The following is a 26833-nucleotide window of genomic DNA, read 5'->3' as shown; positions in this document are numbered from 1 at the left end:
TCGCGCGCTCAGCGGAAGTTCAGGAAGGTCGAGAACGACAGATTGGGCGACGGCCACAACTGCAACGGCAGGCTGAGCGCGATCGGGAAGACGAGCACGGCGAAGCCGGTGAGCACCGCTGCCCAGATCAAGGTCTCGATCCAGCGCGATTCGGAGCTGCCCGCCGCCACGGTGATGATGCTGACGAACGTCGCGATCACGAGCCCGAACTGACGGATGGTCACGGCGAACACGAGCGTGCCGAGGGTGATGAAGAACGGGCCACGCCATGCGTAGCGCTCGAGGCCCGGCCCCTGGGCGAACATGCCGACGACCATCACGATCAGGCTGAGCACGGCGAGGACGGAGGCGAAGATGCGCGGGCCGGTTCCCGGACCGAAGGCGAAGCCGCGCGTGCCGGGCAGGTCGCTGCCGGCCCACAGCATGAAGAAGGCGACTCCCAGGAGGGCGAGGCCGCCGTAGTAGTCGCGGGGATCGCGGATCGGCCAGCGCAGCACCACGAGGGCGATGGCGAAGGCGACGAGAGCGATGCCGGCGAACAGCAGGACGTCGGCGATCAGAGGCGAACTGGGAGGTGTCCTGAAATAGCCTCCTATGGAGAGAAGGCCGACCAGCAACGGCGCCAGCACGGACATGACCGTGCGTTTGTGATCCGCGGCTCCATCGGAAGACGCCTGTACGCCCTCGGACATCAAATCCTCCATGCTCTCTCAGAAGCGAACTCAGAGCCGAATTTTGAAGTCTCCTACCATAAGGTCGGCTGCGGCAGGAAGCACACGATGGCCTTTTTGTGAATTGCAGACCCACGAATCGCATGACCGGACCGCGTTGCGTCGCGGCCGTTTCGACGGCGCGGCGTGTCACTTCCACCGTGGCGATCAGAGCTTCGCGACCGCCTGCCGTCGGTCGTCCCGAGGCCGGAGCCGGCGCCGCAGTGATTTCTGCATGTCCGCACGGCGCTCCCCGCATTGCACCGCGGCTGTTCCCGCAGCGCAGCAGGCGGCTCCCCGCCGCGCCCGCACGGCAACCGTCGGATACGGGGTTCGCGCGACACGCGAGCCCCCCGGACGGCAGGGTGGTTTCGCACGCCGGAACCCGGCCGGCCGACGCGACGCCGGACCTCGGCGCCGCCCCCGCTCCCGCTCGCGGCCGGCCCCGCTCCCGGCATCGCCGGCGCGCCCGGCCGCAGGGCTCACTTTATATACTAACTGGCCGGAACGGAACGCACGTCCGGCCGTCCGGCGGGGCCGGCCGGTGCCGACGCGCCGAAGTGCCGGCGCCCCCTGTCCGCGCGCCAGGGTGCCGGGCGATTCGTCCGCCGCCCGACCCCCCGGACGCGGCATCCGGGGGGCGTCCGCCCCGCATTCCGCCGGGCTCGGCGGCCCGCCGGTGAAGACCGCGGCCGGGCGGGCTTCCGTCCCGCCTCCATTGTCCCTATATTGGGCGGGCCGGCTTGCCGGCTATGGCGATAAATGGCCGTCGTAATAAACCTTTCGGACCCGGGGGCGGTACCCGGCGCCTCCACCCGAGCCCAGTGCGGCGCGTCAGCGCCGGCCCGCTGGGCTCCGGCGGGGGCGAAACAGGATCGACGAGGGCGTAAAGGACGCGCTTTTGCCCGGCATGGTTCCGCCGTTATCGGGCCACTGCAATAGTTGCCAACGACAACTATGCTCCGGTTGCTCAGGCCGCGTAAGCGGTTTGAAAGACCGATCTTCAAGCCCTGACGGGTAGCACCGGCAGGCGGGGTTCGGAGGCACCTGGCAACAGAAGCCTCCACTTCTCTTTTCGCTCGGGCGGGTCTCTCTTTCGGGCGGGACGATGCCGCGGATCGTCTGGCCGGTGCCGGCCGGCGTCTTCGGCTCGCCCGGCGGGCGCCGGCTTCGGCAGGGTGGTATTCGTCCCACCCGGCGCCTACGATGAGGACGAATCGAAGGGCGCCGAAGATCCGTCATGCCGACCGACTACATCCGCTACGACATCCTCACCCAGAACGCCCTGCGCGGGGTCGTGCGCACCGTGCTGTCGGATGCGGCCGCCAAGGGCCTGCCGGGCGAGCACCACTTCTATGTGAGCTTCGACACACGGGCGCCGGGCGTGAAGCTGTCGCCGCGCCTGCTCGCGCAGTATCCGACCGAGATGACGATCGTCCTCCAGCACCAGTTCTGGGACCTGACCGTCACCGAGGACGGCTTCGAGGTCGGGCTCTCGTTCAACGGAATTCCCGAACGCCTCGTCGTGCCGCTGACCGCCATCAAGGGCTTCTTCGATCCGTCGGTTCAGTTCGGGCTGGAGTTCGCGGTCCAGTCGGATCTGGACGCCGAGGCGCCCGAGGACGAGCCGGCCCAGGCGGCCGGGCCGCCCGGCGCCAAGCCGGCGGGCACGCCCCGCCCCGCCGCTCTTCACAAGCGGACCCCGCCGCCCGCTCCCGAGCCGCTGCCGACCGCCGCCAATCCGACCGCCGAAGCCGGCGATCCGCCGCCCGACAAGCCGGCCGGCGGCGGCGAGGTGGTCCGGCTGGATCGCTTCCGCAAGAAATAGTCCTCGGCCGATCGCGCCGCACGGCCTGCCGCGCCGCGCGGCCGCCGTCACGGTCCGTGCCGGGGCTTTCGCCCGGTCGGACAGGAGAGCGTCATGTCCGCCACGCGCACCGAGACCGACACGTTCGGCCCGATCGAGGTTTCGGCCGACCGCTACTGGGGGGCCCAGACCGAGCGGTCGCGGCGCAACTTCCGGATCGGCGACGAGCGCATGCCGCTGCCCCTCGTCCGGGCGCTCGCCCGGGTGAAGCGGGTCGCCGCCGAGGTCAACGCCGGGCTCGGCCTGCTCGCGCCGGAGCTGGCGCGGGCGATCGCGACGGCCGCCGACGAGATCGTGGCGGGGCACTTCGACGATCACTTCCCGCTGGTGGTCTGGCAGACCGGGTCCGGCACCCAGACCAACATGAACGTCAACGAGGTGATCGCCAACCGGGCGAACGAGCTGCTGGGCTCCGGCCTCGGCGCCAAGGCGCCCGTGCATCCGAACGATCACGTCAACATGAGCCAGTCGTCCAACGACAGCGTGCCGACCGCCATCCACGTCGCCGCGGTCGCCGAGATCGTCGACCGGCTGCTGCCGGCCCTCGCCCATCTGGAGGCGGCGCTCGACGAGAAGGCGGCGGCGTTCGAGTCGATCGTCAAGATCGGACGCACCCACCTGCAGGACGCCGTCCCGCTCACCCTCGGCCAGGAGTTCTCCGGCTACGCCGCCCAGGTCGGATCGGCGGTGGCGCGCATCGAGACGGCGCTGCGCGAGCTCTACCCGCTCGCCCAGGGCGGCACCGCGGTCGGCACCGGGCTGAACGCCCCGGCGGCCTTCCCGGAGCTCTTCGCGGCCCGGATGGCGGCCCTGACCGGCCAGCCCTTCACCAGCGCGGCCAACAAGTTCGAGGCGCTCGCCGCGCACGATGCGGTGGTCTATGTGCACGGCGCCATCACGGCGGCCGCCACCGCGCTGTTCAAGATCGCCAACGACATCCGCCTGCTCGGCAGCGGCCCGCGCTCGGGCCTGGGCGAGCTGCTGCTGCCGGAGAACGAGCCGGGCTCGTCGATCATGCCGGGCAAGGTCAATCCGACCCAGAGCGAGGCCCTGACCATGGTCTGCTGCCAGGTGTTCGGCAACGAGACCACGATCACCACGGCGGCGAGCCAGGGCCATTTCGAGCTCAACGTGTTCAAGCCGGTGATCGCGCAGGCGCTCCTGCAGTCGATCCGCCTGCTCACCGACGCGGCCCGCTCCTTCGCCGACAACTGCGTCGTCGGCATCCGGGCGAACGAGGCGCGGATCGCCGACCTGACCGGACGCTCGCTGATGCTGGTGACGGCGCTGGCGCCGTCGATCGGCTACGAGAAGGCGGCCGCCATCGCCAAGACGGCCCACAAGAACGGCACCACGCTGCGCGAGGAGGCCGTCCGGCTCGGCCATGTCACGGCCGAGGATTTCGACCGGCTCGTCGAGCCGCGCTCCATGACCCGGCCGGACTGAGACCCGGCCGGCCCGAGACCGACGGACCGAAACGACCAGAAACAATTGGTCCGGAATGCCGTATAATCGCCGAACCGTCGCGAGTCTCGCGCGGTCCGCCCCTCCTTTCGGTCGCCGCCGTCCGCCGCCGTCGCGCCGGACCGGACGACCCGATGAGCCCCCGAAGGAGACCGCCATGGCCGAAATCGTCAATCTGCGCAGGGTGCGAAAACGCATCGACCGTGAAAAAGCGGCGGAACGCGCGGGGCAGAACCGTGTTCTTCATGGGATGCCGAAGGCGGAACGGACCTTGCTGGCGGCCGAGAAGAACAAGTCGGACCGCACGCTCGACCAGCATCGCCTCGAGACGGGAGAGGGTGAATGAAGTCCCCAGTCGTGAAACGCTCGATCGTGATCGCCGGCCACAAGACGAGCGTCAGCCTCGAAGACGCCTTCTGGAAAGCCCTGAAGGAGATCGCGAGTGCCCGCCACGTCACGCTCTCCGACCTGGTGTCGACGATCGATTCCGAACGGCGCCACGGCAACCTGTCGTCGGCGATCCGCTTGTTCGTGCTCGATCATTACCGGACCGGCGGAGCCGGCAGCGGCGCCGGCAGCACCGGCCACGAGTCGAGCGAGCGCCCGCCCCAGTCGGCGATGCGCGCGAGCTGAGCGGGTCGCCATCGGAGCCGCGATCGCCGGCTCCTGATCCGCCGGCCCGACCACCGCGGCCCTGGGGCCAGTCCCCGGGGCGATGGGACCTGAGGGCGATCGGTCGTCACCGCCGCCCCGCGGGTTCCCCGGTCCCCGGCGGCCGATCCGACGCCTGTGCGACGCCGGTCCGGCCGCTCACTGCAAATTGAACAGCTGAAGCAGTGATCGCACCGGCGACGGCGCCTCCTGCGGCGGTGGGGTGGTGGCCGGCCTCGCCGGCCGCGGCGCCACTTGGCCGGGCGCCGCCTGCGCCTGCCCCGCCCCGCTCCCCTGCCCGGCCACCGCGGCCGCCGCGGCCGACGCCTGCCCGGCCGGTCGCACCGGCTGCGGCCGGATCTCGATCGGCGGCGGCAGGGCGGGGGCCGGATCGGCACCGCGGGGCGGACCGGCCGAAGCGGCCGGGCCGGCGGGCGTGCTCGCGGTCGGCACCGGATCGGGCTCGGGCCGGACGACCGGCCGGGCCGCCGCTTCGCGGGCCGCCGCCTCGCGGGCGGCCGTCTCCCGGGCCGCAGCCTCGCGGGCCGCGGCCTCCCGGGCCGCCGTCTCGCGCGCCGCCGCCTCGCGGGCGAGGCGCTCGCGCTCGGCCCGCTCCTGCCGCTCCTTGTCCAGACGGGCCCGTTCGGCCGCCGCGACCGCCTCGCGGCGCTTCGCCTCGCGCTCGGCCATCTCGACCCGTTTCGCCTCCTGCTCGACGCTGCGCAGCGTCACCCAGGTGACCAGCGCCGTGGTGTCGACGCTGCGCTTCGGCGCCGCCCACGGCCCGCGCAGCGCGACGCCGAGCTCCGGCCGGCGGCCGCCGGGCGCGTCATCGCGAGCCGGGCCGGTCAGGGTGAAGCGGGCGTCGAGCGCATCGGCGGCGAGGTCGAAGCCCGCCGTCAGCGCCACGTCGGTGCCGTCCGCGGCGGTCTCCATCGGGCCGAGCCGGACCCGCCCGTCGACCACCGACAGGGCGCCGCCGGCCTTGCCGACCGACAACCGCCCGCCCTCCAGGGCCGGGCCGAGCCAGCCGGCGAGCCGCTCCAGCGGCAGGCCGCGCTCCACCGCCTTGATGCCGGCGTCGACCGCCTTGGGATCGAGGCCGGAGAGCCGCACGTCCTCGACCGTCACGGCGCCGGTGCCGTGCAGGGCGCCGACCAGCGCGGCCGGGCTGAGGCCGGTGCCGTCCAGCTCGGCCGAAAGCGACAGCCGGCCGTCGGCCGGCGGCGCCTTGCCGGTCGCCGGCAGCAGCGCCGCGATCTCGGCGCCGGCGAGGGCGAGGCGGGTGCGCAGCGACAGCCCCATCGGCACCTGGCGGATCTCGGCGTCGAGCGACAGCGTGCCGTCGGCGAGCTGCGCCTGCGCGCCCTCGATGGCGAGCGAGAAGCCGTCGAGCCGCAGCACCGTCTTCAGGTCGCGCGCCGAGAGCCCGGGCAGCAGCGTCGCCCGCCCGGCCGCGATCTCCACCCGGCCGAACAGGTCGGCGAAGCCGGGACGGCCGAACGGCTCGGCCGACCAGGCGACCGCCGCGGCAGCGTCGCGCCCGGCCGCGGCCGGACGGCGGGTCGCGCCGGTCAGCGCGGCGAGCACCGGCGGCAGGTCGAGGTCGGTCGTCTCGATGCGGCCGGTGACGGCCCGCGGCTCGGCCAGCCGCACGGCGAGATGGCCCTTCACGGCCGCCCCGGCGAGCCGGCCGGCGAGGTCGTCGAACCGCACGTCCGGCCCGGAGACCGCGACGCGCGAATGCAGCGACAGCGGCAGCGGGCCGCTGCCGGGCGGCGCGAGCAGCCGCGCATCGGTGGCGGTCAGGGTCACGTCGGCGCGGCCGGAGACGCCGTCGGGATCGCGCCGGCCCTGGCCGGCCGCCGTGATCCACAGGCCGCCCGAGGCGGCGTCGAGCTTGCCCTCCAGGGCGCCGTCGAGGCGGCCGCCGCCGGCGAACGACACGGTCGCCGGGCGTCCGTCGAGCGCCACCAGCCGGTCGAGCCCGGTGAGGGCGGCGAGCGCGGCGCTCTCCCGCGCCTCGACGGTGCCGTCGGCGCGGACCTGCGCCTTGAGCGGATCCGCCGGATCGCCGGTCGCGGTCGCCGACAGGGCGAGCCGGATCGTGCCGATGCGGCCGTCGACCGTCAGGTTCGCGGTCGAGCGCGTCGCCCGCGGGGCGGCGGGATCGTGCAGGGCGGGGGCGACGTCGAAGCGGGCGCGCAGTTCGGCGGCGCCGAGCGCGGCGGCGTAGCGCTTCAGGCCCGCCGCCTGCTCGGGCGCGACCTCGCCGATCAGCGCGACCAGGGCGTCGCTGCGCGGCGCCTTCAGCTCGAGCGTCACGGCGCCCTGCGGACTCACGATCGAGGTGTCGATGCGGCCGGAGCCGGCGATCGTCGCGCCGCGGAGATCGCCGACCGCGAGGCGCTCGATGGTCAGGCCGTCCTTGCCGTAGCCGACCCGCGCCTCGACCCGGTCGGCGGCGAGCGGCCCCCAGACGACCTTGCCGGCGGCGAGCGCCACCGTGGCGCCGCCCGGCCATTCGACCCGGGTGCCGCCGAGCAGGCTGCCGATCAGCGCGGCCGTGCTCTCCAGATCGACCTCGCCGGCCCTCAGGTCGGCCTCGACCTGCGACGGCCGGCCGGGCGCCGCCCGGGTGTAGGCGAAGCGCCCCTCGACCGCCTTGCGGTCCAGCTCGAGCGACAGCGCCGCGACCGCGACGCGGTCGCGCTCGAGCGACACGTCGCCCTTCGCCCGAAGGAGGCCGAGCGGCTTCGCTGCGTCGGTGTGGGCGTCGGCGCGCGGGTCGATCCAGGCGAGCAGCGCCCGCGGATCGCTGGAATCGAGGCTCACCGGGCCGGCGAAGGCGAGGTCCGGGCCGGCCGCCTTCAGGCTGCCGCCGAGCCGGACATGGGTGAGGCCGGGAAGACGCAGCTCGACGCCGTCGAGGGTGACGCCCTCGGCCGCGGCGGTGACCGTGCCCTTGAGGTTCTGCAGCGTGGTGCCCCCGGCGACGAGCGAGTCGATCTCCACCGCCGCCTTGACCGGCACGGGCGGCTTCAGGGCGGCGACGAGGTCGTGAACCGCGCTCTGCAGGGCGTCGAGCGGCGCGCGGGCGGCCGCCGGCGCGCCGGCGCCGCGGTCGAGATCGACGTGCCGGCCGGTGACGACGAGATCGGCGCGCGGAAAGCGGCCGAGCACGAGGTCCGCGGCGCCGCCGAGCCGCACGGCCCGGTCCTCCGGCCCGTATTGCAGCTCGGCCTGGCCGAGCTTGACCCGCGCCGGCGTCGCCTCGACCCGGCCGGTCAGCCGCCACGGCTCGTGCGCCACGGCACGGCCCGGGCCGAGCCCGGTGCCGGCCGGCCGCGCCAGCGTCAGGGCGCCCTCGAAGCGCGGGGTCGTGCCGGCGAGCCACAGCGTGCCGTCGGCCTCGATCGCCAGCGGCCGGTCGAGCGGGTCGACGGCGAGCCGCAGCCGCACGCCGCCGTCGCTGCCGGCCCGGCCGGCGCCGAGCCGCACGCCGTACAGATGGCCGCCGGTGACGAAGGCGCCCTCCCCGCGCAGCGGCCCGGCGAGCGAGCGCAGGTCGCCCTTGAAGGTGACGTCGTCGAGGGTGACGTTGCTGCCGCTCGCCGGATCGGCCAGCACGGCGCGGCCGTTCTCGACGACGAGCCGCTCGATCGACAGCATGTCGGGATCGAAGCCCGAGGGCAGCGCCGCGCCGCGGATGCGGCCGGAGGCGTCGAGCGAGAGGTCGAGCTGCGGCGCGTCGAGGGTGAGCTCGGCGACCCGCCACTCGCCGCGCATCAGCGGCCCGAGCGCGAGCTCGACCCGCATGGCGCGGGCGCTCATCCGGGCCCCGCCGGCGGCGAGCGCGACGCCCTTGAGGTCGAGCGAGGGGGTCGGCAGGAGGCGGACGTCGATCGGTCCGGAGATCGCGACCGGCGTGCCGACCGCGCGGGTCGCCTCCGCCTCGAAGGTCTCGCGAAAGCCGTCCCAGTCGACGAAATGCGGCCCGACCAGCGCCGCGAGCAGCGCCAGGATCATGGCTACGGCCAGGCCGAGAAGGGTCGTCTGCACCTGTGCGCTCCGGACGGCTGTCCGGGACGCCTCCGATCCTGCGCACGTGGCACGCGCCGCCGCACTGTGAACGCCACGGAGCTGTGAGCGCCACGGAGTCGAGAGGCCCCCGAACTCGAACTCTCGCGGGAATCGACGGCGATTATATGTCTTTGTGGCGGTTTACCGGCAAGCGAGGACGCCGGAGACGCGCCCGGCCCCGTGTCCGGGTCACGGCGCGTCGCGCCGTGACCCGGACACGGGGCGACAGGAGGAGGCGCTTACCGGAAAGCCCCTGGGCTTCCGGATCTGCGACGCATCGGGCCCGTGGCCCGACGCGCCTCGTCCGAGGCTCGCGACCGAGCCGGCACAGCGGCGTCATCCATCGGGATGCGCGGTTGCCTGCCCGCCGCGAGCCCGGCTCAGCGAAGCGAAGCGGAAATCGCCGGGATGATCTTGCCCGGGTTCATGATGCCGGCCGGATCGAGCGCCTGCTTGATCGCCGCCATGGCGGCGAGCGCCGGGGTGCCGAGCTCGGCCTCCAGATACTTCATCTTGCCCTGCCCGACCCCGTGCTCGCCCGTGCAGGTGCCGCCCATGGCGAGCGCCCGCTCGACCAGGCGCTCCAGCAGCGCCTTGGCGCGCTTCACCTCGTCGTGGTCGTCCATGTCGACCAGCAGGCCGAGATGGAAGTTGCCGTCGCCGACATGGCCGACGATCGGCGCGACCAGGTTGCTGGCGGCGATGTCCTCCTGGGTGGCGACCACGCATTCGGCGAGCCGCGAGATCGGCACGCAGACGTCGCTCGCCACCGATTTCGTGCCGCGGCGGAGCGCCCCGGCCGCCCAGTAGGCGTCGTGCCGGGCCTGCCACAGCCGGGTGCGGTCCTCCGGCCGGGTCGCCCAGTCGAACGGCCCGCCGCCGAACTCCGCGGCGATCTCGCCGAAATGCGCCGACTGCTCGGCGACGCTCGCCTCGCTGCCGTGGAATTCGACGAACAGCAGCGGCACCTCCGGCAGCGACAGGCGCGAATAGGCGTTCACGGCCTTCACCTGGAGCTGGTCGAGCAGCTCGATGCGGGCGACCGGGATGCCGGTCTGGATCGTCGTGATGACGGCGTTGCAGGCCGCCTCGACGGTGGGGAACGGGCAGACGCCGCCGGCGATCGCCTCCGGGATGCCGTGCAGCTTGAGGGTCAGCTCGGTGATGATGCCGAGCGTGCCCTCCGAGCCGACGAACAGTCGGGTGAGGTCGTAGCCGGCCGCCGACTTCTTGGCGCGGGTGCCGGTGGTGAGGAGCTCGCCGGTCGCCAGCACCACCTTCAGGGCCAGCGTCACGTCCTTCATGGTGCCGTAGCGCACCGCATTGGTGCCCGAGCAGCGCGTCGCCGCCATGCCGCCGAGCGCCGCGTCGGCGCCCGGATCGAGCGGGAAGAACAGGCCCTGGTCGCGCAGATACTCGTTGAGCTGCTTGCGGGTGACGCCGGGCTCGACCACCACGTCGAGATCCTCGGCGTGCACGGCCAGCACCTTGTTCATGTCGCGGGTGTCGACGCAGATGCCGCCGACCGGGGCGTTGACCTGGCCCTCGAGCGAGGTCCCGGTGCCGAACGGGATGATCGGCACGCCGGCCTCGGCGCAGATGCGCACGATCTTTTGAACGTCGGCCGTGCACTGCGGAAACACCACGGCGTCCGGCGGCTCGCTGGCGAGCCAGCTCGCGGTGTTGCCGTGCTGCTCGCGCGCCGAGGCGGCGGTGACGACGAAGGAGCCGAATTCCTGCGTCAGTGCGGCGATCACGGACTCGACGGCGGGACGGGACGGTCGTGGCGCGGGCGGCGCTCCGGCCGGGGTGGCGAGCAGGGTCATGGCGATGGGGCGGCCTGTTCCGGTGTGCGACGCAGCGTCGACGGGCGAACCGGAGTCCGCGACTCCGTCATGATTCGCTGCCATACTGGTTGCATGAACATCATGCTCGACCATGCCGATCTGAAGCCGGTGTTTTTCGCGCCGTTCGTCTCGTCCGTGATGCGGGTCGAGCCGGACTGGATCGATTACAACGGCCACCTCAACATGGCCTGGTACAACGTGCTGTTCGATCGCGCCGCCGACGAGGTCCTGGCGCTGATCGGCGCCGGGCTCGACTACGTCGCGCTGAAGCGCCATTCCTATTACACGGCCGAGACCCATGTGCGCTACCTGCGGGAGCTGAAGGCCGGGGACGCGGTGCGCGCAACCTTCCAGCTGCTCGACTTCGACGCCAAGCGGCTCCACTATTTCGAGCAGCTGTTCCACGCCGACGAGGGCTTCATGGCCGCCACCATGGAGGTGATGGCCCTCCACGTGGACATGGACGCCGGGCGCGCCGCCCCCGCCCCGCCGGTGATCGCCTCGCGGCTCGCCGACCTGAAGGCCTCGCACGCCATGCTGCCCCGCCCCGAAGCCGCCGGCCGCCGCGTCGCCATGGCGGAGCGGGTGTAGGCGCAGGCTACAACCCGAAGAGCGTTCCACCGCGTTACGCCCGTCCTCACCTCTCCCCGCCGCGTGGGGAGAGGTCGGACTTTGCGCCGGCAGACGCGAAGTCCGGGTGAGGGGGCGCCTCCGTATCCACGAGGCGCCCCCTCACCCCGACCCTCTCCCCGCACACGTGGAGAGGGTGCGCAAGAGGGAGCGCAGGCGCCCTGCCCCGATCGCTGGAGCGATACGCCGCCCCGCCATCCACACCCTGCGGCGCCCCTCCCCTTGCGCCGGCGCGGGTGCCATCTTTAGGACGAACGATTCGTGAATACGGGCCCGTCTCGCGGGCCCGGGAGCCCGGCCGGCCCGCAAAGACCGGCGCCCTCGACCGGCGGCATGGACCCCCATGGCGCCGGCAGCCTGGAACCGGAATGTCCGACCCCTTCAAGCGACCCTTCGAGCCCGCGCCCCCGGCGCCCGCCCCGGGCGGCATCGCGGCGCGCGCCCGCGGCGCCCAGCGGGCGGCCTATCTCGAAGGCCTCAACCCGGAGCAGCGCGAGGCGGTCGAGACCCTCGACGGCCCGGTGCTGGTGCTGGCCGGCGCCGGTACCGGCAAGACGCGGGTGCTGACCACCCGCATCGCCCACATCCTCAGCCTCGGCCGCGCCCGGGCGAGCGAGATCCTCGCCGTCACCTTCACCAACAAGGCGGCGCGCGAGATGAAGCACCGCATCGGCGCCATGGTGGGCGAGGCCGTGGAGGGCATGCCGTGGCTCGGCACCTTCCACTCGATCGGGGCCAAGATCCTGCGCCGCCACGCCGAGCTGGTGAACCTCAAGCCCGACTTCACCATCCTGGACGTCGACGACCAGATCCGCCTGCTCAAGCAGCTCATCGCCGCCGCCGACATCGACGAGAAGCGCTGGCCCGGCCGGCTGCTCGCCACCCAGATCGACGGCTGGAAGAACCGCGGCCTGACGCCGGACCAGGTCCCGGCCGGCGAGGGCGCCGTGTTCGGCAACGGCCGCGGCCGCGACCTCTACGCCGCCTACCAGGCGCGGCTGAAGACGCTGAACGCCGCCGACTTCGGCGACCTGCTGCTGGAGACGATCCGGCTGTTCCGCGAGCACCCCGCCGTGCTGGCCCAGTACCAGGCACGCTTCAAGTACATCCTGGTCGACGAGTACCAGGACACCAACGTGGCGCAGTATCTCTGGCTGCGCCTCCTCGCCCAGCGCCCGAGCGCGGCCACCTCGACCTCTCCCCGGCGGGGAGAGGTCGACGCGCAAAGCGCGTCGGGTGAGGGGGGGCCGGCCTCGCCCTCGCAAACGCTCTCCCCCCCTCACCCGACATCCGCGCTGCGCGCGAATGTCGACCTCTCCCCACGGGGGAGAGGTGAGGCCGTGCCCGCGGCGATGCCGAATCCGCCCCACGCCCCCCCGAAGAACATCTGCTGCGTCGGCGACGACGACCAGTCGATCTACGGCTGGCGCGGCGCCGAGGTGGACAACATCCTGCGCTTCGACCACGACTTCCCCGGCGCCAAGGTGATCCGGCTGGAGCGCAACTACCGCTCGACCGCCCACATCCTCGGCGCCGCCTCGCACCTGATCGCCCACAACGAGGGGCGGCTCGGCAAGACGCTGCGCTCGGAGGGCGAGGCCGGCGAGAAGGTGGTGGTGTCGTCGTCCTGGGACTCCGAGGAGGAGGCGCGCGCCATCGGCGAGGAGATCGAGCAGCTCCAGCGCCGCGGCCACCGGCTCGACGAGATCGCCATCCTGGTGCGCGCCTCGTTCCAGATGCGCGAGATCGAGGACCGCTTCGTCACGCTCGGCCTGCCCTACCGGGTGATCGGCGGCCCGCGCTTCTACGAGCGCGCCGAGATCCGCGACGCGATGGCGTATCTCCGCCTCGTCAACCAGCCGGCCGACGACCTCGCCTTCGAGCGCATCGTCAACGTGCCGAAGCGCGGGCTCGGCGACGCCGCGCTGCAGAGTCTGCACGACCTCGCCCGCGCCCGCGGCGTGCCGCTGCTCGAGGCGGCGCGCGCCATGAGCACCAGCGAGGCCGTGAAGCCGAAGCCGCGCGCGGCGCTGCGCGACCTCGTCGCCGCCTTCGATCGCTGGCGGGCGCAGCGCGACACCCTGCCCCACACCGAGCTGGCCGAGATCGTGCTGGACGAGTCCGGCTACACCGAGATGTGGCAGAAGGACCGCTCCGCCGACGCCGCCGGGCGCCTGGAGAACCTCAAGGAGCTGGTGCGCTCCATGGAGGACTTCGAGAACCTGCAGGGCTTCCTCGAGCACGTCTCCCTGGTGATGGACACGGACCGCGGCGAGGATCTCGACGCCGTGTCGATCATGACGCTGCACGCGGCGAAGGGGCTGGAGTTCGACACCGTCTTCCTGCCGGGCTGGGAGGAAGGCCTGCTGCCGCACCAGCGCTCGCTCGACGAGAACGGCCGCGCCGGCCTGGAGGAGGAACGGCGGCTGGCGCATGTCGGGATCACCCGCGCGCGAAAAAACGCGAGAATCTCGTTCGTCTCCAACCGGCGCATCCACGGCTCGTGGTCGTCCAGCCTGCCGTCGCGCTTCCTCGACGAGCTGCCCGAGCAGCACGTCGAGGTGCTGGAGGCGAAAGGCGGCTTCGCCGGCTACGGCAACGCCTACGGCTCGCGCTTCGACACCACGGCCGCCTTCGGCTCGAGCTACACGACCCCCGGCTGGCGTCGCGCCCAGAAGAACCGCGGCGGCTTCGAGGAAGACCCGCACGAGTATTCGCAGGTGGAGCCGGAGGAGCCGACCGGCCGGATGCGGGACATCGGTTCGCGCCGACCGCCGGCCGGCGGCGGCAACGGCACCTTCAAGACGTCGACCGCGCGGAGCACGCCGGGCTTCGCCGCGCCGTCCGCCAACGGCACCCCGGCCCGCCGCGCCCCGGTGACCATCGAAGGCGAGCTGGTCGCCCGCTCCACCGGCGCTCCCTCGGCCTTCGCGACCGGGGATCGCGTCTTCCACCAGAAATTCGGCTACGGCCGCGTGCGCGCCGTCGACGGCAACAAGCTCACCATCCAGTTCGACAAGGCCGGCGAGAAGAAGGTGGTGGACAGCTTTCTGAACAAGGCGTGAGGGCGAGGCCGGGCGCCCGTCGCACCGGAACCGAGTTGCGGATTGAGCCCCAATGGGGTACGCTCGCACATGTCCCAAAGGCCTGTCTCGGTGGTCGAGCTCGCCGGGTACCGATCCCGGGCCGACGCGCTGTTGACGACCGCCGAGCAGAACGCGGTCATCGATCTCGTCGCCTACGACCCGACCTGCGGTGACCTCGTCCCAGGCACCGGCGGGCTTCGAAAGCTCCGGATCGGACGCAACGGCACGGGCAAGCGAGGCGGTGCCAGGGTCGTCTACTTCTTTCACGATCCCGGGATGCCGATCTTCCTTCTGGCGATCTACGCCAAGAACGAGAAGGCCGATCTGAGCGCCTCGGATCGCAGAGAGTTCGCGACCCTGACGGTCGAGCTGGTGAGGCGATGGAAAAGAAGATGAAGACTCGTCGATCGAGCCGTCTCGCAGGCGACATCCGGGCGAGCCTGCACGAGGCGCTGGACCACGCGTCCGGCAAGCCGACCGGCGCCGTGGTTCACGACGTCACGCCCCACGACACCGATGCCCGCGACGCCCGACAAATGCTGGGCCTGTCGCAACGCGAGTTCGCCGCGTTGATCGGCACAGGAGTTGGAACAGTCCGGAAATGGGAGCTCGGAACGCGCCAGCCCTCCGGAGCCGCGCGCGCACTCATCACGGTAATCAAGGCCGAGCCGAAGGCGGTGCGGCGAGCGCTCGGCAAAGAAGCGTCGGGGTGATCGGACGGGTTCTCTTCGTCGGTTCAGCGTCTCGGCATCGGTGGCTACGGCCGCGTCCGCGCCGTCGACGGCAACAAGCTCACCATCCAGTTCGACAAGGCCGGCGAGAAGAAGGTGGTGGACAGCTTCCCGAACAAGGCGTGAGATGATCAATAGTCTCGGTTACAATTGAAAATCGAAAGAGTCCACCACGCTTTCTTGAGACACACATTAGAAGGAGCACCACAATGAAAATTGTTGCAGTTATAAACTACAAAGGCGGAGTTGGAAAAACATCTCTTACCGCAAATCTAGGCGCAGAACTCGCTTGGCGAGGTAAGAATGTTCTGCTTATTGATCTCGATGCACAAGCAAGCCTTACATTCTCGTTTATACAGCCGGAAGAGTGGGCCACTCACTTCATCGACAAAGGATCAATAAAAGCATGGTTCGATGCCTACGAAAGAGGGAAGCCAATCGAACTAGCAAAACTTATCCACACGCCGGAACGCATCAATCAGCGCCTGACCGGAAAAGGCAAACTCGATATAATATGCTCGCATCTTGGATTAATTAATGTCGACCTTGATCTTGCGGTTAAACTCGGCGGCGCAAGCCTTGCACAAGCCAAACTAAACTTCATTAATGTTCATCGCCGCCTAGCAGTCGGACTTCAGGAGGATGAATTTGATGGCTACGATGTGATATTAATTGACTGCCCTCCAAATTTTAACATTGTAACGAAGACAGCAATCATCGCAAGCAACTTCATTTTAGTACCCACTCGCCCAGACCAGCTATCAACACTTGGAATCGATTATTTAATGAGAAACGTTGAAAAACTAACAAAAGACTACAATGACTACGCCGAACTCGATCAAGGTGAAAGGGTTGAAAAAATCGACCCAAAAGCAATAGGTGTTGTATTCACGATGATCCAGGAGTACGGTAATCAGCCAATATCCGCCCAGAGAGCGTTTATGGCGCGACTGAAAAGAGCCTCAACCATGCCGGTATTCAAGCATTACATAAAGCGGAATGACACTTTGTTCGCCGACGCCCCCATCTACGGAATCCCGGTTGTATTGGGTGGATACGAAAACCAAAGCCATCAAGGCGTAGTTAGCGGACTTGAGGGCGTTACCGACGACTTCATAGCCGCGGCAGGACTTTAATATGTCTTCTAAAAAGACCAACAATAAGGCAACCCTTCTCATGGGCTTAAAGATCCTTATAGAAACTATAGAGAGGATGTCTGAGAAGGAGCTTGCAGCCCTTTCCTCGGGTGAGGCATCATTAGAATTAGCAATGCACAGTCGCGCAACAGAGACATCAACAAAACCTACAGCACACGACAGGCTTACAGGCATTGACTTCGATCAGATTGAAATCGAGTTAAATGTCGCAGAATCAACAGAGGAAGGATTTCGTATTTTGCGAAATTTTCAACTAACCCGGTTCGAGCTTGAGAGGATCGCAAGAAAACTAGAGATTGCTGTAATGAAGCAAGATACAGTACTCCGCCTTGAGGAAAAGATTATTGAGGCACTCGTCGGCTCCCGCCTAAACTCACGTGCGGTCCGTGGCAGATAACAAAGCAACCAGCCATGACCCACTACGTCGCCATCGTCGAGGAGGCTGGGCCGGACACCGCGGTGGGCGTCTGGTTTCCCGATCTGCCGGGCTGTTTCTCGGGCGGCGACGATCTCGACGACGCCCTGCGCAACGCGCCGGGGGCCGTCGCGCTCTATGCGGAGGCGCTGGCCGAGGACGGCCGCGCCCTGCCGCCGGCCCGCACGCTCACCGAGCTGAAGCGCGATCCCGAGATCGCCCGCGATCTCGTTGCGTTCATGGTCGCGCTCGTCCCCGCGCCGGCACAGACCGAAGCCGCCTGAAGCCCCGGAGCGAGCGCTCCGCCGTCTCGGAAATCCTGGACAAGATTCCCGGATTTCGCTTCGCTCGTTCGGGCTACGGATCCGGGGACTGGACGCCGACCGAGGATCGCCATGGCGCAGCGTCGCGACGAGGTCACGATCGTTCCGAAGGAGCCGGACGCGCCGGCCCGCGGGCGGGCGTCCTACGACCGCGACGTCTACACCTGGGCCCTGGAGCAGGCCCGGCTGATCCGGGCCGGGCGGCTCGACGAGATCGATCGCGACAACGTGGCCGAGGAGATCGAATCCTCGGGGCGCGAGCAGTTCAACAAGCTGGAGACCGCGCTTCGCGTGCTCCTGCTGCACATGCTGAAATGGGATTTTCAGCCCGAGCGCCGGTCGCGGAGCTGGGTGCTTTCGATCAAGGAGCAACGCCTCGAGATCGAGGACGTGCTCTCCGACAATCCCGGCCTGAAGCCGCGCAGTCCGGAAGCGATCGCCCGCGCCTATCGCAAGGCACGCCTGGAGGCCGCCAGGGAAACCGGCCTCGCCCTCGACCGCGTCCCGGAGGCTGCCCCTACGCTCCCGACGACCTCTCCTCCCGCCCGTTCGAGATCGCCGCGCCGCCGGCGCGCTGACGCAGGCGCGTCCGCCGCATCGCCTCTCCCCCGCATTGCACACCGGTGCGCGCACGGCGTCGTGATTTCCCGTGATACGCGAGGCGTGGCGTAATCGTACGTGTTCGACGCGATCAGGGGGCGGCCGTGGGGCGGAGTGCGCTGGTGCTCGTCGGACTGCTCGCGGCGCTCGGCGGGATGGTGCCGGCCGGCAGCGGACGCGCCGCCGAGCCGCCCGTCGTCCTCGACCAGGGCTGGTCGAAGGAGCGGCGCGAGCTGTTCTACTACACCCCGCAGGGCTCACGGATCATCCCGATCGCCTGGTTCAAGGCGCTGGAGGGCGCCGACGGGACGGCGTTCGCGGCCCCCGACAGCCTCGCCCGCTACGGCCTGATCGCGCCCGACGGCCCGCACCCGCTCAATCCCGACGGGCTGCCGATCGGCTTCGCCCTCGATCCGGCGCGGCCGACCGTCGCCACCGAGATCGCGCTCGCCCCCGAGTCGGTCGGCGCCGGCCCGCGCGGCCGCAGCGTCGGGCTCACCTGCGCGGCCTGCCACACCGCCGAGGTGACGGTGAACGGCAGGCCGATCCGCATCGACGGCGCCCCGGCCCGCTTCGACGTCGACCGCTTCTACGCCGACCTCGCCGCCGCCGTCTCGGCGACGCTGTTCGACGAGGCGCGCTTCGGCCGCTTCGCCGGCCGCGTGCTGACGACCCCCGGCGTCACCGGCGCGGCCGAGCTGAAGCTGCAGCTCGCCGGCTTCGAGGCGCGCCTCTCCGGCGACGCCGCGATCCGCCGCCCGAGCCTCGTCTCCGGCTTCGGCCGGGTCGACGCCCTGACCCAGATCGTCAACGCCATCGCGGTCACCGACCAGGCCGAGCCCGCCAACCTGCGCCCGGTGAACGCGCCGACCAGCTATCCGCCGCTGTGGCTCACGTCGGAGCTCGAATTCGTCCAGTGGAACCCGATCGCCTCGAGCCCGATCGGCCGCAACGGCGGCGAGGTGCTGGGCGTCTACGGCACCGCGACGCTCACCGGCGATCCCGCCGGCTGGTACGCGTCGAGCCTGCTGTTGCGCGAGCTGCATCTCATGGAGACCTGGGTGGCGGACCTGAAGCCGCCGCCGTGGGACCAGAACCTCCTCGGCCGCATCGACACGGCGCGTGCCGGGCGCGGCGAAGCGCTGTTCCGGCAGCACTGCGCCGGCTGTCACAACATGCCGCCGTGGCGCCGCACCGACCCGGCCGACAATGTCTTCGGCAAGACCTTCATCGCCATCGGGCGGACGAACTACCGGGCCGTCGGCACCGACCCGCTCTATATCGAGAGCCTGGCCACCCGGCTGGTGCGCACCAACGCCGCCACGGCCCGCCTGCAGGACGGCAAGGCCGTGGTGCCGGCCGCCGCCTATTTCCTCCAGACGGTCGGCGCCATCCTGACCCGGGCCATGGACGATGCCGGCATCCCCCGGGACGAGCGGATCGCCATGAACGGCTTCCGCCTGCGGCGCGGTCCCGGCGGCGCGCCGGAGCCCTACAGCCCGCCCGGCATCACCGACCTCAAGGCGAGCCCCCTCGCCGGCGTGTGGGCGACCGGCCCGTACCTGCACAACGGCTCGGTGGCGACCGTCTACGAGCTCCTCTCGCCCGTCGCCGAGCGCCGCGCCGTGTTCTGGACCGGCGGCCGCGAGCTCGATCGCGAGCGCCTCGGCTTCGTCAGCGACGACGCCCCGGGCCGCTTCCGCTTCGACACCGGCCTGCCTGGCAACCGCAACATCGGCCATGTCTATCCGCCGGGCGGGCTGCCGCCCGAGGACCGCACGGCGATCGTCGAATACCTCAAGACCCAGTGAGGCACCGATGCCGGGCTATCTGGAGCGGTTCGACGCGACGCCGGCGGCCGAGCGCTGGCCGCTGGTGCGGGGCTGGCTGTTCGGCGAGCCGCTGCCGTTCTTCGCCGAGCTGCGCGCCCACCGGCCCGTGCTGCCGACCCCCGAGGCGACGCTGGCCACCCGCTTCGCCGACTGCGCCGAGATCCTGGCGCGGCCGGACCTCTACAGCGTCGCCCTCTACCGCCCCAAGCAGGGCGACTACTGGATGGCCCAGGACGACACCGCCGTGCACTGGCGCGAGAAGGGGATCATGCAGGCGATCCTCGACCGCGAGGACGTGCCGGCGATCCGGGCCTGGGTGGCGACGACGGCGGCGGCGCGGCTCGCCGCCGCGAACGGCCGGATCGACGCCGTGGCAGGCCTCACCCGCGCCGTGCCGATCGCTCTGGTGCAGGAGTGGTTCGGCTTCGACGACGGCGATCCGGACGCGCTGTGCCGCTGGTCCTACTGGAACCAGATGGACGCGTTCTGGAACCAGCCGTTCGACGCCGTGGCGGTGCCGGATCCGGGCGAGATCGTCCGGCAGCGCGAGGCCGCCAATGCGGAGATGCGCGACTATCTGGTCGCGCTGGTGCGCCGCCGCGCCGCCGAACTGCAGGCCGGCGGCACCGGCCGGGACCCGGTGTCGCGGCTGCTGCGGCTCGCCGGCTCGGGTGCCGCGCGGTTCGACCCGGCCCGGGTGGTGCTGAACGTCGGCGGCCTGCTGATCGGCGCCGTGGAGACCACCTCGCACGCCGTCGTCAACGCGCTCGACGTCCTCCTCGCCGACCCGCAGCGGCGCGACGCCGCCCGCGCCGCGGCGGCCGCCGACGATCCCGCCGCGATCGACGGCTTCGTGTTCGAGGCGATGCGCTTCCGCCCCGCCTTCCCCTACTTCTTCCGCACCTGCGAGGCCGACGCGGTGCTGGCCCGCGGCACCGACCACCAGACGGCGGTGCCGAAGGGCACGACCGTGCTGGCCGTCACCCACGCGGCGATGTTCGACGCGACGGCGATCTCCGCGCCGGAGCGGTTCGATCCCGGCCGCGGCAACGGCAACACGTTCCACTTCGGCGCCGGCCTGCACGCCTGCCTGGGCCGGGCGATCGGCGGCGTGATGATCCCGGAGATCGTGCGCCAGGCGCTGCGGCTGCCCGAGCTCGCGGTCGGCCCGGTCGACCGGCGCGGCGGCCCGGTGCCGGAGGCGTGGGCCTGGACTTGGCGCGTCTGACCCGGGCCCGCTTGTCGCCGCATCGCCGCCGCGCCGGCGCGCTAACCATCCGGCGCGACCCGGCGGAACCGGTCCCCGACACCGGCGTTGAGTCGCGCATTGAACCCACCGGGCCGGTCCGGCCCCAGTCCCGAGTGAGCCCCATGGTGTCTTTCCGCGTGCTGGTCCGCCCGGCGATCGTCGTCGCGGCGCTCGTCGTCCCGCTCGCCTCCGCCGAGGCGGCGCTGCTGGTCCGAATCGACAAGTCGACCCAGCGGATGTCCGTCGTGGTCGACGGCACGCCGCGCTACTCCTGGCCGGTGTCGACCGGACGGGCCGGCTACGGCACGCCGAGCGGCACCTATTCGCCGCAGCGCCTGCACCGGACCTATTTCTCGAAGAAGTACTACAACTCGCCGATGCCCTACTCGATCTTCTTCCACGGCGGCTACGCGATCCACGGCTCCTACGAGATCGCGCGGCTCGGCGGCCCGGCCTCGCACGGCTGCGTGCGGCTGCACCCGTCCAACGCCGCGACCCTGTTCTCGCTGGTCAAGCAGCACGGCACCGGCAGCACCCGGATCGTCGTCACCGGCTCCGCCCCGGCGACCGTGGCGCGGGCGCCGCGCACCGTCGTGCAGGACGAGCCGCCGGAGGTCTCCTACGCACCGCGCGGCTATTACGCCCCGGCGCCGCTCTACCCGCCGGTCTACCGGCCCTACGACCCCTACGTCCCGGCGCCCTATCCGTATCAGCGCTGGTGAGCCGGCGCCCCGGAGGGGCTGTGCACAAGTCTGTGGAAAGCCTGTGGATAAGCTGTTGCGGGGACGGTGGAAAACCCGTCTCCGTGACGCTGTCGCCGGGACCACCGTGACGCTCCCGTGACAACGCAGGGGTGCACCGGGCGGCCGTCACGGACCCGTCGCATCCGGCCTGAAACTCGTCGATTTACAGACGATTAACCCTGTTTCTTAAGATTCTGCTGTTGGGAACTCGGTTGAATCCGGCCGCACGGCGCGCCGGCGTTCATGTGACATGCGAGGACAGCCCGGCAAGCGCGCGACCGGTCTCGACGCGACACGGCGATCGCGGCCGACGCCCGGCCGCCGGCCGTCTCCGCTGCGGGCCGGACGCGGCCGTGCCGCCATTCCGACGAGCCCCTTGCGTGCCGCCGGCCGGCGGGCCACACCAGCCGCCATGCGCGAAGGACTGCAACCCGCCCGCCCCTCCACGGTCGCCCGGCTCGTCACCACCGAGCCGCAGGCGCGCCGCATCGCCGACCTCCTCGGCGAGAGCTTCGATCCCGAGGAGACCGCGGTCGCGGCCTTCGAGATGCCGGACGAGCGGAGCTGGGGCGTCGAGGTCTATTTCGAGCGCGAGCCCGACGAGGCCGCGGTGCGGGCCCTGGTGGCGCTCGCCGCCGCCCCCGAAACGGCCGACGGCCTGACCTTCTCCAGCCTGAGCCAGAAGGACTGGGTCGCCGCCTCGCTGGAGGGCCTCGCCCCGGTGCCGGCCGGCCGCTTCGTCGTGCACGGCGCGCACGACCGCGCCCGGGTCGCGGCCAGTCCCAGCCGCATCGCCATCGAGATCGACGCCGCGCTCGCCTTCGGCACCGGCCATCACGGCACGACGCGCGGCTGCCTGCTGGCGCTCGACCGCCTCCTGAAGGCGGACGGCGCCCGGCCGGTCCGGCGGGGCGGCCGCCGCCGCGGTCCGGCCATTCTCGACATCGGCACCGGCACCGGCGTGCTGGCGATCGCGGCGGCCCGGGCGCTGCGCCGGCCCGTGCTGGCGAGCGACATCGATCCGGCGGCCGTGCGGGTGGCGCGGGAGAACGTGCGGCTCAATCGGACGGGTGGGTTCGTCGCGGTGGCGACGGCGGCCGGGCTGACGGCGCCGGCCTTTCGGGAGCGCGGGCGGGCCCGGCTCGTCTTCGCCAACATCCTGCTCGGGCCGCTCAGGCGGCTCGCCCGCCCGATCGCCGGAGCGATCGGGCCGGGCGGGGTCGTGGTCCTCTCGGGGCTGCTCGCCGCGCAGGCGAATGCGGCGCTGGCGGCCTACCGGGCGCAGGGGCTCCGGCTCGTCGGCCGCGTCACCCTCGAGGGATGGGCCACCCTGGTGTTACGCCGAGGGTGACAGGCCGCCGGAGGTGTAGCGCATCGCCCAGGCGCGGGCGACCGCATCGGGCGCCTCGATGGCACTGCCGACCACGAAGGAATGGAAGTCCTCGTTGGCGCGGCCGAAGCTCTTCACCACGGCGAGGTAATAGTCGAGCACCTGCTTGGCGCTGGTGATCTGCGACTCGTACAGGCTGGTGTAGAAATCGAAATACGGCGCGAGCGGCGAAGCCGCCACGGCTTTTGCGGGGTTCTGGTCGTAAGTCGCGATGGACATGGCGCATGATCCTTTTTGTTGCGCGCCCTCCTCGCGTCCTCCTGCCCGTGTCGTTCAGCAGCTTTTCCGCGGTGCAGTGTTTTTTGCTGCAATGCGAACATAAGCGCGGGCCAGACGGCGGGACAGCGTGAAAACCCGGAGTCTGTCCCGCAATTGTCGCAACGGTGAAATGTTCTTTCACTTGCCGACAAAAATGCGCTCCCATGGCGGGCATGTCCCCGGTGGGACAGCGCCCCCGTTGCGTTCGGCCCGCACCCTTGCATGGCTGCCTATTCCGCAGTGCAACACACGCGAGGGCCGGTGCGAGGCCGAATCGAAAACGGCGCCCGGATGGGCGCCGCTAACGGCCGATAACGGATGCGACGGTGCGGACCGGCGGCAGCAGCCGCATCGGCGGCAGTTCCGCATGCGCCGTGGCCGCATCCTTCGAGGTCCGGCTCACCGGGCGCCCTCGGGACGACGGGGTCGAGGTTCCGGGCCGTCGGTCTCAGTCCCGCGGGAAGGACCGGCGGTCGGCCGGGTCGGGGCGGCGAACGCGCTCGGCGACGATCGGGCAGTACTGCGCGATCACCCGCTCGGCCTGGGCCATGCGGGCCCGGTAGAGCGCGGTGAACAGCCGGTCGAGGACCGTCTGCCGCGGAACCTGGGTGCCGTCCGCGAGCGAGCCGACATAGTTCAGATTGAGAATCGACATGGCGATCGTTCCTTTCGGACGTCTCGCCTCCCTGCGGCATGTTCTTTTTTTCGAGGCTAGCGCCCGCGCCGGGGCGCGTGAAGCGGCCGCCGGGCTGCGGTGCAGCGCGGTTTCGGGGCCCTTGCGCCCGCCGCGACACGAACGCTCGCACGGCCGCGGTTGCAGCCGGCCGCCGTTTCACCCGGCAGGCCGGCCTCGCATTTTCCTTCCGGCGCGGCCGCACGAATGCATGGCTGCCATACCGGAATGCCGCATCGCGGCCCGCGACCCTGCCGGGTGCGGCGCCGGTACGCCGCGCGGCATTGCCGCGCCGGCGCCGCACCGATAGCCTCGCGCCATGCCCTCCCGATTCCAGAGTTTCGACGATCCGGCCGATCCGGCCGCGACTCGTCCCCGCCTCGCGGCCCTGCGGGCCGAACTCGCCCGCCACGGGCTCGACGGCGTCGTGGTGCCGCGCGCCGACCGCTACCAGAACGAATACGTGCCGCCCGCCGACGAGCGGCTGGCCTGGCTCACCGGCTTCACCGGCTCGGCCGGCACCGCCGTCGTGCTGGCCGACCGTGCCGTGCTGTTCGTCGACGGCCGCTATACCCTGCAGGCGGCCGAGCAGGTCGATCCCGCGCTGTTCGAGATCGCCCATCTGACCGAGACGCCGCCGTCCGACTGGATCGAGGCCAGCCTGCCGGCCGGCGCGCGGCTCGGCTACGATCCGTGGCTCCACACGGTGCGGGGCGCCGAGAAGCTCGCCGCCGCCTGCGAGGCGGCCGGCGGCACCCTCGTCCCGCTGGCCGGAAACCCGATCGACGCGGTGTGGACCGACCGCCCGGCGCCGCCGCTCGGCCCGGTGGTGATGCACGACACCCGGCACGCCGGCGAGCCGGCGCTCGACAAGCTCGCCCGCCTGCGCGAGGCGCTGCGCGGCGCCCGCCTCCACGCCCTGGTCGTCTCCGACCCGCACGCCGTCGCCTGGCTGTTCAACATCCGCGGCAGCGACGTCGCCCACACGCCGCTGCCGCTGGCCACCGCGGTCGTGCCGGTGGACGGGCGCGCCGCCCTCTATGTCGACCCGCGCAAGGTCGGGCCGGCCGTGCGCGAGGCGCTGGCCGGGCTCGCCGACCTGCCCGACCCCGACGCCTTCGAGACGGATCTCGCGCGGCTCGCCGCGTCGGGCGCCGCGGTCCGCATCGACGACGCGACCGGCGCCGACGCGATCGCCCGCATCGTCCGCGACGCCGGCGGCAAGGTCTCGCGCGGCGCCGATCCCATCGCCCTGATGAAGGCGGTGAAGAACGCCACCGAGATCGACGGCGCCCGCGCCGCGCATCGCCGCGACGGTGTCGCCCTCGTGCGCTTCCTCGCCTGGCTCGACGGCGCCGCCGCCGGCGGCACGCTGACCGAGATCGACGCCGTCGAGGCGCTGGAGCAGTTCCGCGCCGACACCGGCCAGCTCGAGGACGTGTCGTTCCCGAGCATCGCCGGCGCCGGCCCGAACGGCGCCATCGTCCACTACCGGGTGACGCGCAGGACCAACCGGCGGCTGGGCCCGGGCGAGCTGTTCCTGATCGACTCCGGCGCCCAGTATGTCGACGGCACCACCGACGTGACCCGCACGGTGGCGATCGGCCCGCCGACCGACGAGATGCGCGACCGCTTCACCCGCGTGCTCAAGGGCCACGTCGCGGTCGCCCGCGCCGTGTTCCCGGACGGCACCACGGGCGCCCAGCTCGACAGCTTCGCCCGCATGTTCCTGTGGTCGGCCGGGCTCGACTTCGACCACGGCACCGGCCACGGCATCGGCAGCTACCTGTCGGTGCACGAGGGGCCGGCCCGCATCTCCAAGCTCGGCACCACGCCGCTTTCCCGCGGCATGATCCTCTCCGACGAGCCGGGCTACTACAGGACCGGCGCCTACGGCATCCGCATCGAGAACCTGCTGCTGGTGACCGAGGCGCCCGCCGTCGCGGGCGCCGAGAAGCCGCTCAACGCCTTCGAGACGCTGACGCTGGCGCCGATCGACCTGCGGCTCGTCGCCCCGGCGCTGATGAGCGCCGACGAGATCGCCTGGCTCGACGCCTATCACGAGAGAGTTCGGGAGACGCTGTCGCCCGATCTCGATCCCTCGACCCGCGACTGGCTCGCGCACGCGACGCGGCCGGTCGCCGCATTCGCTGGAGTAACCACATGACCACGTTCCTGATCACCGGGGCGAGCCGGGGCATCGGCCTCGGCCTCGTCGAGCGGCTCGCCGCCCGCGGCGACCGCGTGCTCGCCTGCGCCCGCGATCCCGCCGCGCCCGACCTCGCCGCGCTCGCCGGCCGCCATTCGGACCTGATCACGCCGCACCGGCTCGACGTCGGCGATCCGGATTCGGTCGCGACGCTCGCCGCCGCCCTCGACGGGCAGCCGATCGACGTGCTGATCAACAATGCCGGCATCCGCGGCCCCGATCGCCAGAGCGCCCTCGACATGGACTTCGACGGCTTCGCGCAGGCGCTGGCGATCAACACGCTGGCGCCGCTGCGGGTCGCCCAGGCGCTGCTGCCGAACCTGAGGCGCGGCGAGCGGCCGCGGATCGTGACGGTGTCGAGCATCATGGGCCAGCTCACCGGCGGCGGCGCCGGCGACGTCGCCTACCGCACCTCGAAGGCGGCCGTGAACAAGGTGATGCAGGGGCTCGCCGCCGAGCTGCGGCCGGCCGGCGTCACCGTGGTGGTGGTGCATCCCGGCTGGGTGAAGACCGACATGGGCGGCAAGGGCGCCGCCCTCACGGTCGCCCAGTCCACCCGCGGCCTCGTCGCCCTGATCGACGCGCTGACCGTCGAGCAGACCGGCGGCTTCTACAACCACGACGGCCAGCCGCTGGAGTGGTGAGCGCGGCCGGAGCGCTTCGCACGTCTTCCCGGTCATCCCGGGGCGGCGCGTCAGCGCCGAGCCTGGGATCCATACGCCCGGTCTGTCGTGAGCCCCGACACAGGGGGTATGGATTCCGGGCTCGCGCCTTCGGCGCGCCCCGGAATGACGATCCACACAAAATCGGCCGGGCTTTCGCCCGGCCGCAGTGACCGACCGCGCCGGACCGCGGCGCGTCTGGCAGTCACCGCCCGGTCCCCGCCAGGAGAAGCGGTCGGCCGGGCGGCGGTCG

23 protein-coding genes and 1 other RNA gene are annotated in these 26833 nt (G+C 71.3%); 19 read left to right on the top strand and 5 right to left on the bottom strand.

Annotation, left to right across the window (positions count from 1 at the left end):
* Positions 1-8: 8 nt before the first annotated feature.
* Positions 9-635 carry a tripartite tricarboxylate transporter TctB family protein gene (locus J2S22_RS00735; protein ID WP_272776429.1) on the bottom strand — a complete coding sequence of 209 codons (627 nt, stop codon included), beginning with the start codon at positions 633-635 and terminating at the stop codon, positions 9-11.
* 773 nt (positions 636-1408) lie between these two features.
* On the opposite strand from J2S22_RS00735, the gene ssrA reads away from it, so the two are divergent.
* From ssrA to J2S22_RS00710, 5 genes are all read left to right on the top strand, one after another.
* Positions 1409-1778, top strand: a transfer-messenger RNA (tmRNA) gene (gene ssrA / locus J2S22_RS00730).
* Positions 1779-1950: 172 nt separating this feature from the next.
* Complete coding sequence (locus tag J2S22_RS00725; protein WP_272776430.1) at positions 1951-2538, top strand: SspB family protein; 588 nt, start codon at positions 1951-1953, stop codon at positions 2536-2538.
* A 93-nt stretch (positions 2539-2631) separates the two neighbouring features.
* The gene (fumC, locus tag J2S22_RS00720; protein ID WP_272776431.1) at positions 2632-4023 is read left to right on the top strand and encodes a class II fumarate hydratase; all 1392 of its coding nucleotides are present in this window, start codon (positions 2632-2634) and stop codon (positions 4021-4023) included.
* A gap of 175 nt (positions 4024-4198) precedes the next feature.
* On the top strand, positions 4199-4387 hold the full coding sequence (locus J2S22_RS00715; RefSeq protein WP_272776432.1) for a DUF4169 family protein: 189 nt from the start codon (positions 4199-4201) through the stop codon (positions 4385-4387).
* Positions 4384-4674 (top strand): ribbon-helix-helix domain-containing protein, encoded by a 291-nt coding sequence (locus J2S22_RS00710; protein ID WP_272776433.1) that lies wholly within the window; start codon positions 4384-4386, stop codon positions 4672-4674. Before J2S22_RS00715 ends, J2S22_RS00710 begins: the two co-directional genes overlap by 4 nt.
* Positions 4675-4851: 177 nt before the next feature.
* Here the strand turns inward: J2S22_RS00710 and J2S22_RS00705 are convergent, their stop codons facing one another.
* The gene (locus tag J2S22_RS00705) at positions 4852-8754 is read right to left on the bottom strand and encodes an AsmA family protein (RefSeq protein WP_272776434.1); all 3903 of its coding nucleotides are present in this window, start codon (positions 8752-8754) and stop codon (positions 4852-4854) included.
* A 401-nt stretch (positions 8755-9155) separates the two neighbouring features.
* Positions 9156-10601, bottom strand: a complete 1446-nt coding sequence (locus J2S22_RS00700; protein ID WP_272840689.1) for an FAD-linked oxidase C-terminal domain-containing protein — start codon at positions 10599-10601, stop codon at positions 9156-9158.
* Positions 10602-10703: 102 nt separating this feature from the next.
* Here J2S22_RS00700 and J2S22_RS00695 point away from each other — a divergent pair, with 102 nt between their 5' ends.
* The 12 genes from J2S22_RS00695 (at position 10704) to J2S22_RS00640 (ending at position 22739) form a co-directional block, all read left to right on the top strand.
* A complete protein-coding gene (locus J2S22_RS00695; RefSeq protein WP_272840688.1) occupies positions 10704-11213 on the top strand; it encodes a thioesterase family protein in 510 nt (169 codons plus the stop codon).
* Positions 11214-11620: 407 nt separating this feature from the next.
* Positions 11621-14317 carry a UvrD-helicase domain-containing protein gene (locus J2S22_RS00690; protein ID WP_307155779.1) on the top strand — a complete coding sequence of 899 codons (2697 nt, stop codon included), beginning with the start codon at positions 11621-11623 and terminating at the stop codon, positions 14315-14317.
* A gap of 90 nt (positions 14318-14407) precedes the next feature.
* Positions 14408-14734 (top strand): type II toxin-antitoxin system RelE/ParE family toxin, encoded by a 327-nt coding sequence (locus J2S22_RS00685; RefSeq protein ID WP_272776166.1) that lies wholly within the window; start codon positions 14408-14410, stop codon positions 14732-14734.
* Entirely contained in the window at positions 14719-15051 is a 333-nt protein-coding gene (locus J2S22_RS00680; RefSeq protein ID WP_272776167.1) for a helix-turn-helix domain-containing protein, read from the top strand. The genes J2S22_RS00685 and J2S22_RS00680 overlap by 16 nt, the downstream gene beginning before the upstream one ends.
* A 227-nt stretch (positions 15052-15278) precedes the next feature.
* A complete protein-coding gene (locus tag J2S22_RS00675; RefSeq protein ID WP_272776168.1) occupies positions 15279-16205 on the top strand; it encodes a ParA family protein in 927 nt (308 codons plus the stop codon).
* Position 16206: 1 nt separating this feature from the next.
* Positions 16207-16623 carry a hypothetical protein gene (locus J2S22_RS00670; protein WP_272776169.1) on the top strand — a complete coding sequence of 139 codons (417 nt, stop codon included), beginning with the start codon at positions 16207-16209 and terminating at the stop codon, positions 16621-16623.
* 14 nt (positions 16624-16637) lie between these two features.
* A complete protein-coding gene (locus J2S22_RS00665; protein ID WP_272776170.1) occupies positions 16638-16925 on the top strand; it encodes a type II toxin-antitoxin system HicB family antitoxin in 288 nt (95 codons plus the stop codon).
* 111 nt (positions 16926-17036) lie between these two features.
* A complete protein-coding gene (locus tag J2S22_RS00660) occupies positions 17037-17636 on the top strand; it encodes a DUF29 domain-containing protein (protein ID WP_272776171.1) in 600 nt (199 codons plus the stop codon).
* 50 nt (positions 17637-17686) lie between these two features.
* The gene (locus tag J2S22_RS00655; protein WP_272776172.1) at positions 17687-19375 is read left to right on the top strand and encodes a di-heme-cytochrome C peroxidase; all 1689 of its coding nucleotides are present in this window, start codon (positions 17687-17689) and stop codon (positions 19373-19375) included.
* A 7-nt stretch (positions 19376-19382) separates the two neighbouring features.
* The gene (locus tag J2S22_RS00650; protein WP_272776173.1) at positions 19383-20624 is read left to right on the top strand and encodes a cytochrome P450; all 1242 of its coding nucleotides are present in this window, start codon (positions 19383-19385) and stop codon (positions 20622-20624) included.
* Between the two features lie 143 nt (positions 20625-20767).
* Positions 20768-21367 (top strand): L,D-transpeptidase, encoded by a 600-nt coding sequence (locus J2S22_RS00645; RefSeq protein ID WP_272776174.1) that lies wholly within the window; start codon positions 20768-20770, stop codon positions 21365-21367.
* Positions 21368-21800: 433 nt separating this feature from the next.
* Complete coding sequence (locus J2S22_RS00640; protein WP_272776175.1) at positions 21801-22739, top strand: 50S ribosomal protein L11 methyltransferase; 939 nt, start codon at positions 21801-21803, stop codon at positions 22737-22739.
* Here J2S22_RS00640 and J2S22_RS00635 read toward each other — a convergent pair.
* Positions 22725-22997 (bottom strand): hypothetical protein, encoded by a 273-nt coding sequence (locus J2S22_RS00635; protein ID WP_272776176.1) that lies wholly within the window; start codon positions 22995-22997, stop codon positions 22725-22727. The genes J2S22_RS00640 and J2S22_RS00635 overlap by 15 nt on opposite strands.
* Positions 22998-23484: 487 nt before the next feature.
* Positions 23485-23691, bottom strand: coding sequence for a hypothetical protein (locus J2S22_RS00630; protein ID WP_272776177.1), 207 nt, complete (start codon positions 23689-23691; stop codon positions 23485-23487).
* 337 nt (positions 23692-24028) lie between these two features.
* Here J2S22_RS00630 and J2S22_RS00625 point away from each other — a divergent pair, with 337 nt between their 5' ends.
* Positions 24029-25876 (top strand): aminopeptidase P family protein, encoded by a 1848-nt coding sequence (locus J2S22_RS00625; RefSeq protein ID WP_272776178.1) that lies wholly within the window; start codon positions 24029-24031, stop codon positions 25874-25876.
* Complete coding sequence (locus tag J2S22_RS00620) at positions 25873-26562, top strand: SDR family oxidoreductase (RefSeq protein WP_272776179.1); 690 nt, start codon at positions 25873-25875, stop codon at positions 26560-26562. Before J2S22_RS00625 ends, J2S22_RS00620 begins: the two co-directional genes overlap by 4 nt.
* Positions 26563-26833 lie beyond the last annotated feature (271 nt).

Origin of the sequence: Rhodoplanes tepidamans (assembly GCF_030813915.1) — a bacterium.
Lineage (GTDB): Bacteria > Pseudomonadota > Alphaproteobacteria > Rhizobiales > Xanthobacteraceae > Rhodoplanes > Rhodoplanes tepidamans.
This window is presented reverse-complemented; position numbering and strand designations above follow the sequence as displayed.

Excerpts from the sequence above, each read along its gene's own strand:
- J2S22_RS00735 (WP_272776429.1), bottom strand. The coding sequence starts at position 635 with ATGTCCGTGCTGGCGCCGTTGCTGGTCGGCCTTCTCTCCATAGGAGGC.
- J2S22_RS00725 (WP_272776430.1), top strand. The coding sequence starts at position 1,951 with ATGCCGACCGACTACATCCGCTACGACATCCTCACCCAGAACGCCCTG.
- fumC (WP_272776431.1), top strand. The coding sequence starts at position 2,632 with ATGTCCGCCACGCGCACCGAGACCGACACGTTCGGCCCGATCGAGGTT.
- J2S22_RS00715 (WP_272776432.1), top strand. The coding sequence starts at position 4,199 with ATGGCCGAAATCGTCAATCTGCGCAGGGTGCGAAAACGCATCGACCGT.
- J2S22_RS00710 (WP_272776433.1), top strand. The coding sequence starts at position 4,384 with ATGAAGTCCCCAGTCGTGAAACGCTCGATCGTGATCGCCGGCCACAAG.
- J2S22_RS00700 (WP_272840689.1), bottom strand. The coding sequence starts at position 10,601 with ATGACCCTGCTCGCCACCCCGGCCGGAGCGCCGCCCGCGCCACGACCG.
- J2S22_RS00695 (WP_272840688.1), top strand. The coding sequence starts at position 10,704 with ATGCTCGACCATGCCGATCTGAAGCCGGTGTTTTTCGCGCCGTTCGTC.
- J2S22_RS00690 (WP_307155779.1), top strand. The coding sequence starts at position 11,621 with ATGTCCGACCCCTTCAAGCGACCCTTCGAGCCCGCGCCCCCGGCGCCC.
- J2S22_RS00680 (WP_272776167.1), top strand. The coding sequence starts at position 14,719 with ATGGAAAAGAAGATGAAGACTCGTCGATCGAGCCGTCTCGCAGGCGAC.
- J2S22_RS00675 (WP_272776168.1), top strand. The coding sequence starts at position 15,279 with ATGAAAATTGTTGCAGTTATAAACTACAAAGGCGGAGTTGGAAAAACA.
- J2S22_RS00670 (WP_272776169.1), top strand. The coding sequence starts at position 16,207 with ATGTCTTCTAAAAAGACCAACAATAAGGCAACCCTTCTCATGGGCTTA.
- J2S22_RS00665 (WP_272776170.1), top strand. The coding sequence starts at position 16,638 with ATGACCCACTACGTCGCCATCGTCGAGGAGGCTGGGCCGGACACCGCG.
- J2S22_RS00660 (WP_272776171.1), top strand. The coding sequence starts at position 17,037 with ATGGCGCAGCGTCGCGACGAGGTCACGATCGTTCCGAAGGAGCCGGAC.
- J2S22_RS00650 (WP_272776173.1), top strand. The coding sequence starts at position 19,383 with ATGCCGGGCTATCTGGAGCGGTTCGACGCGACGCCGGCGGCCGAGCGC.
- J2S22_RS00645 (WP_272776174.1), top strand. The coding sequence starts at position 20,768 with ATGGTGTCTTTCCGCGTGCTGGTCCGCCCGGCGATCGTCGTCGCGGCG.
- J2S22_RS00640 (WP_272776175.1), top strand. The coding sequence starts at position 21,801 with ATGCGCGAAGGACTGCAACCCGCCCGCCCCTCCACGGTCGCCCGGCTC.
- J2S22_RS00635 (WP_272776176.1), bottom strand. The coding sequence starts at position 22,997 with ATGTCCATCGCGACTTACGACCAGAACCCCGCAAAAGCCGTGGCGGCT.
- J2S22_RS00630 (WP_272776177.1), bottom strand. The coding sequence starts at position 23,691 with ATGTCGATTCTCAATCTGAACTATGTCGGCTCGCTCGCGGACGGCACC.
- J2S22_RS00625 (WP_272776178.1), top strand. The coding sequence starts at position 24,029 with ATGCCCTCCCGATTCCAGAGTTTCGACGATCCGGCCGATCCGGCCGCG.
- J2S22_RS00620 (WP_272776179.1), top strand. The coding sequence starts at position 25,873 with ATGACCACGTTCCTGATCACCGGGGCGAGCCGGGGCATCGGCCTCGGC.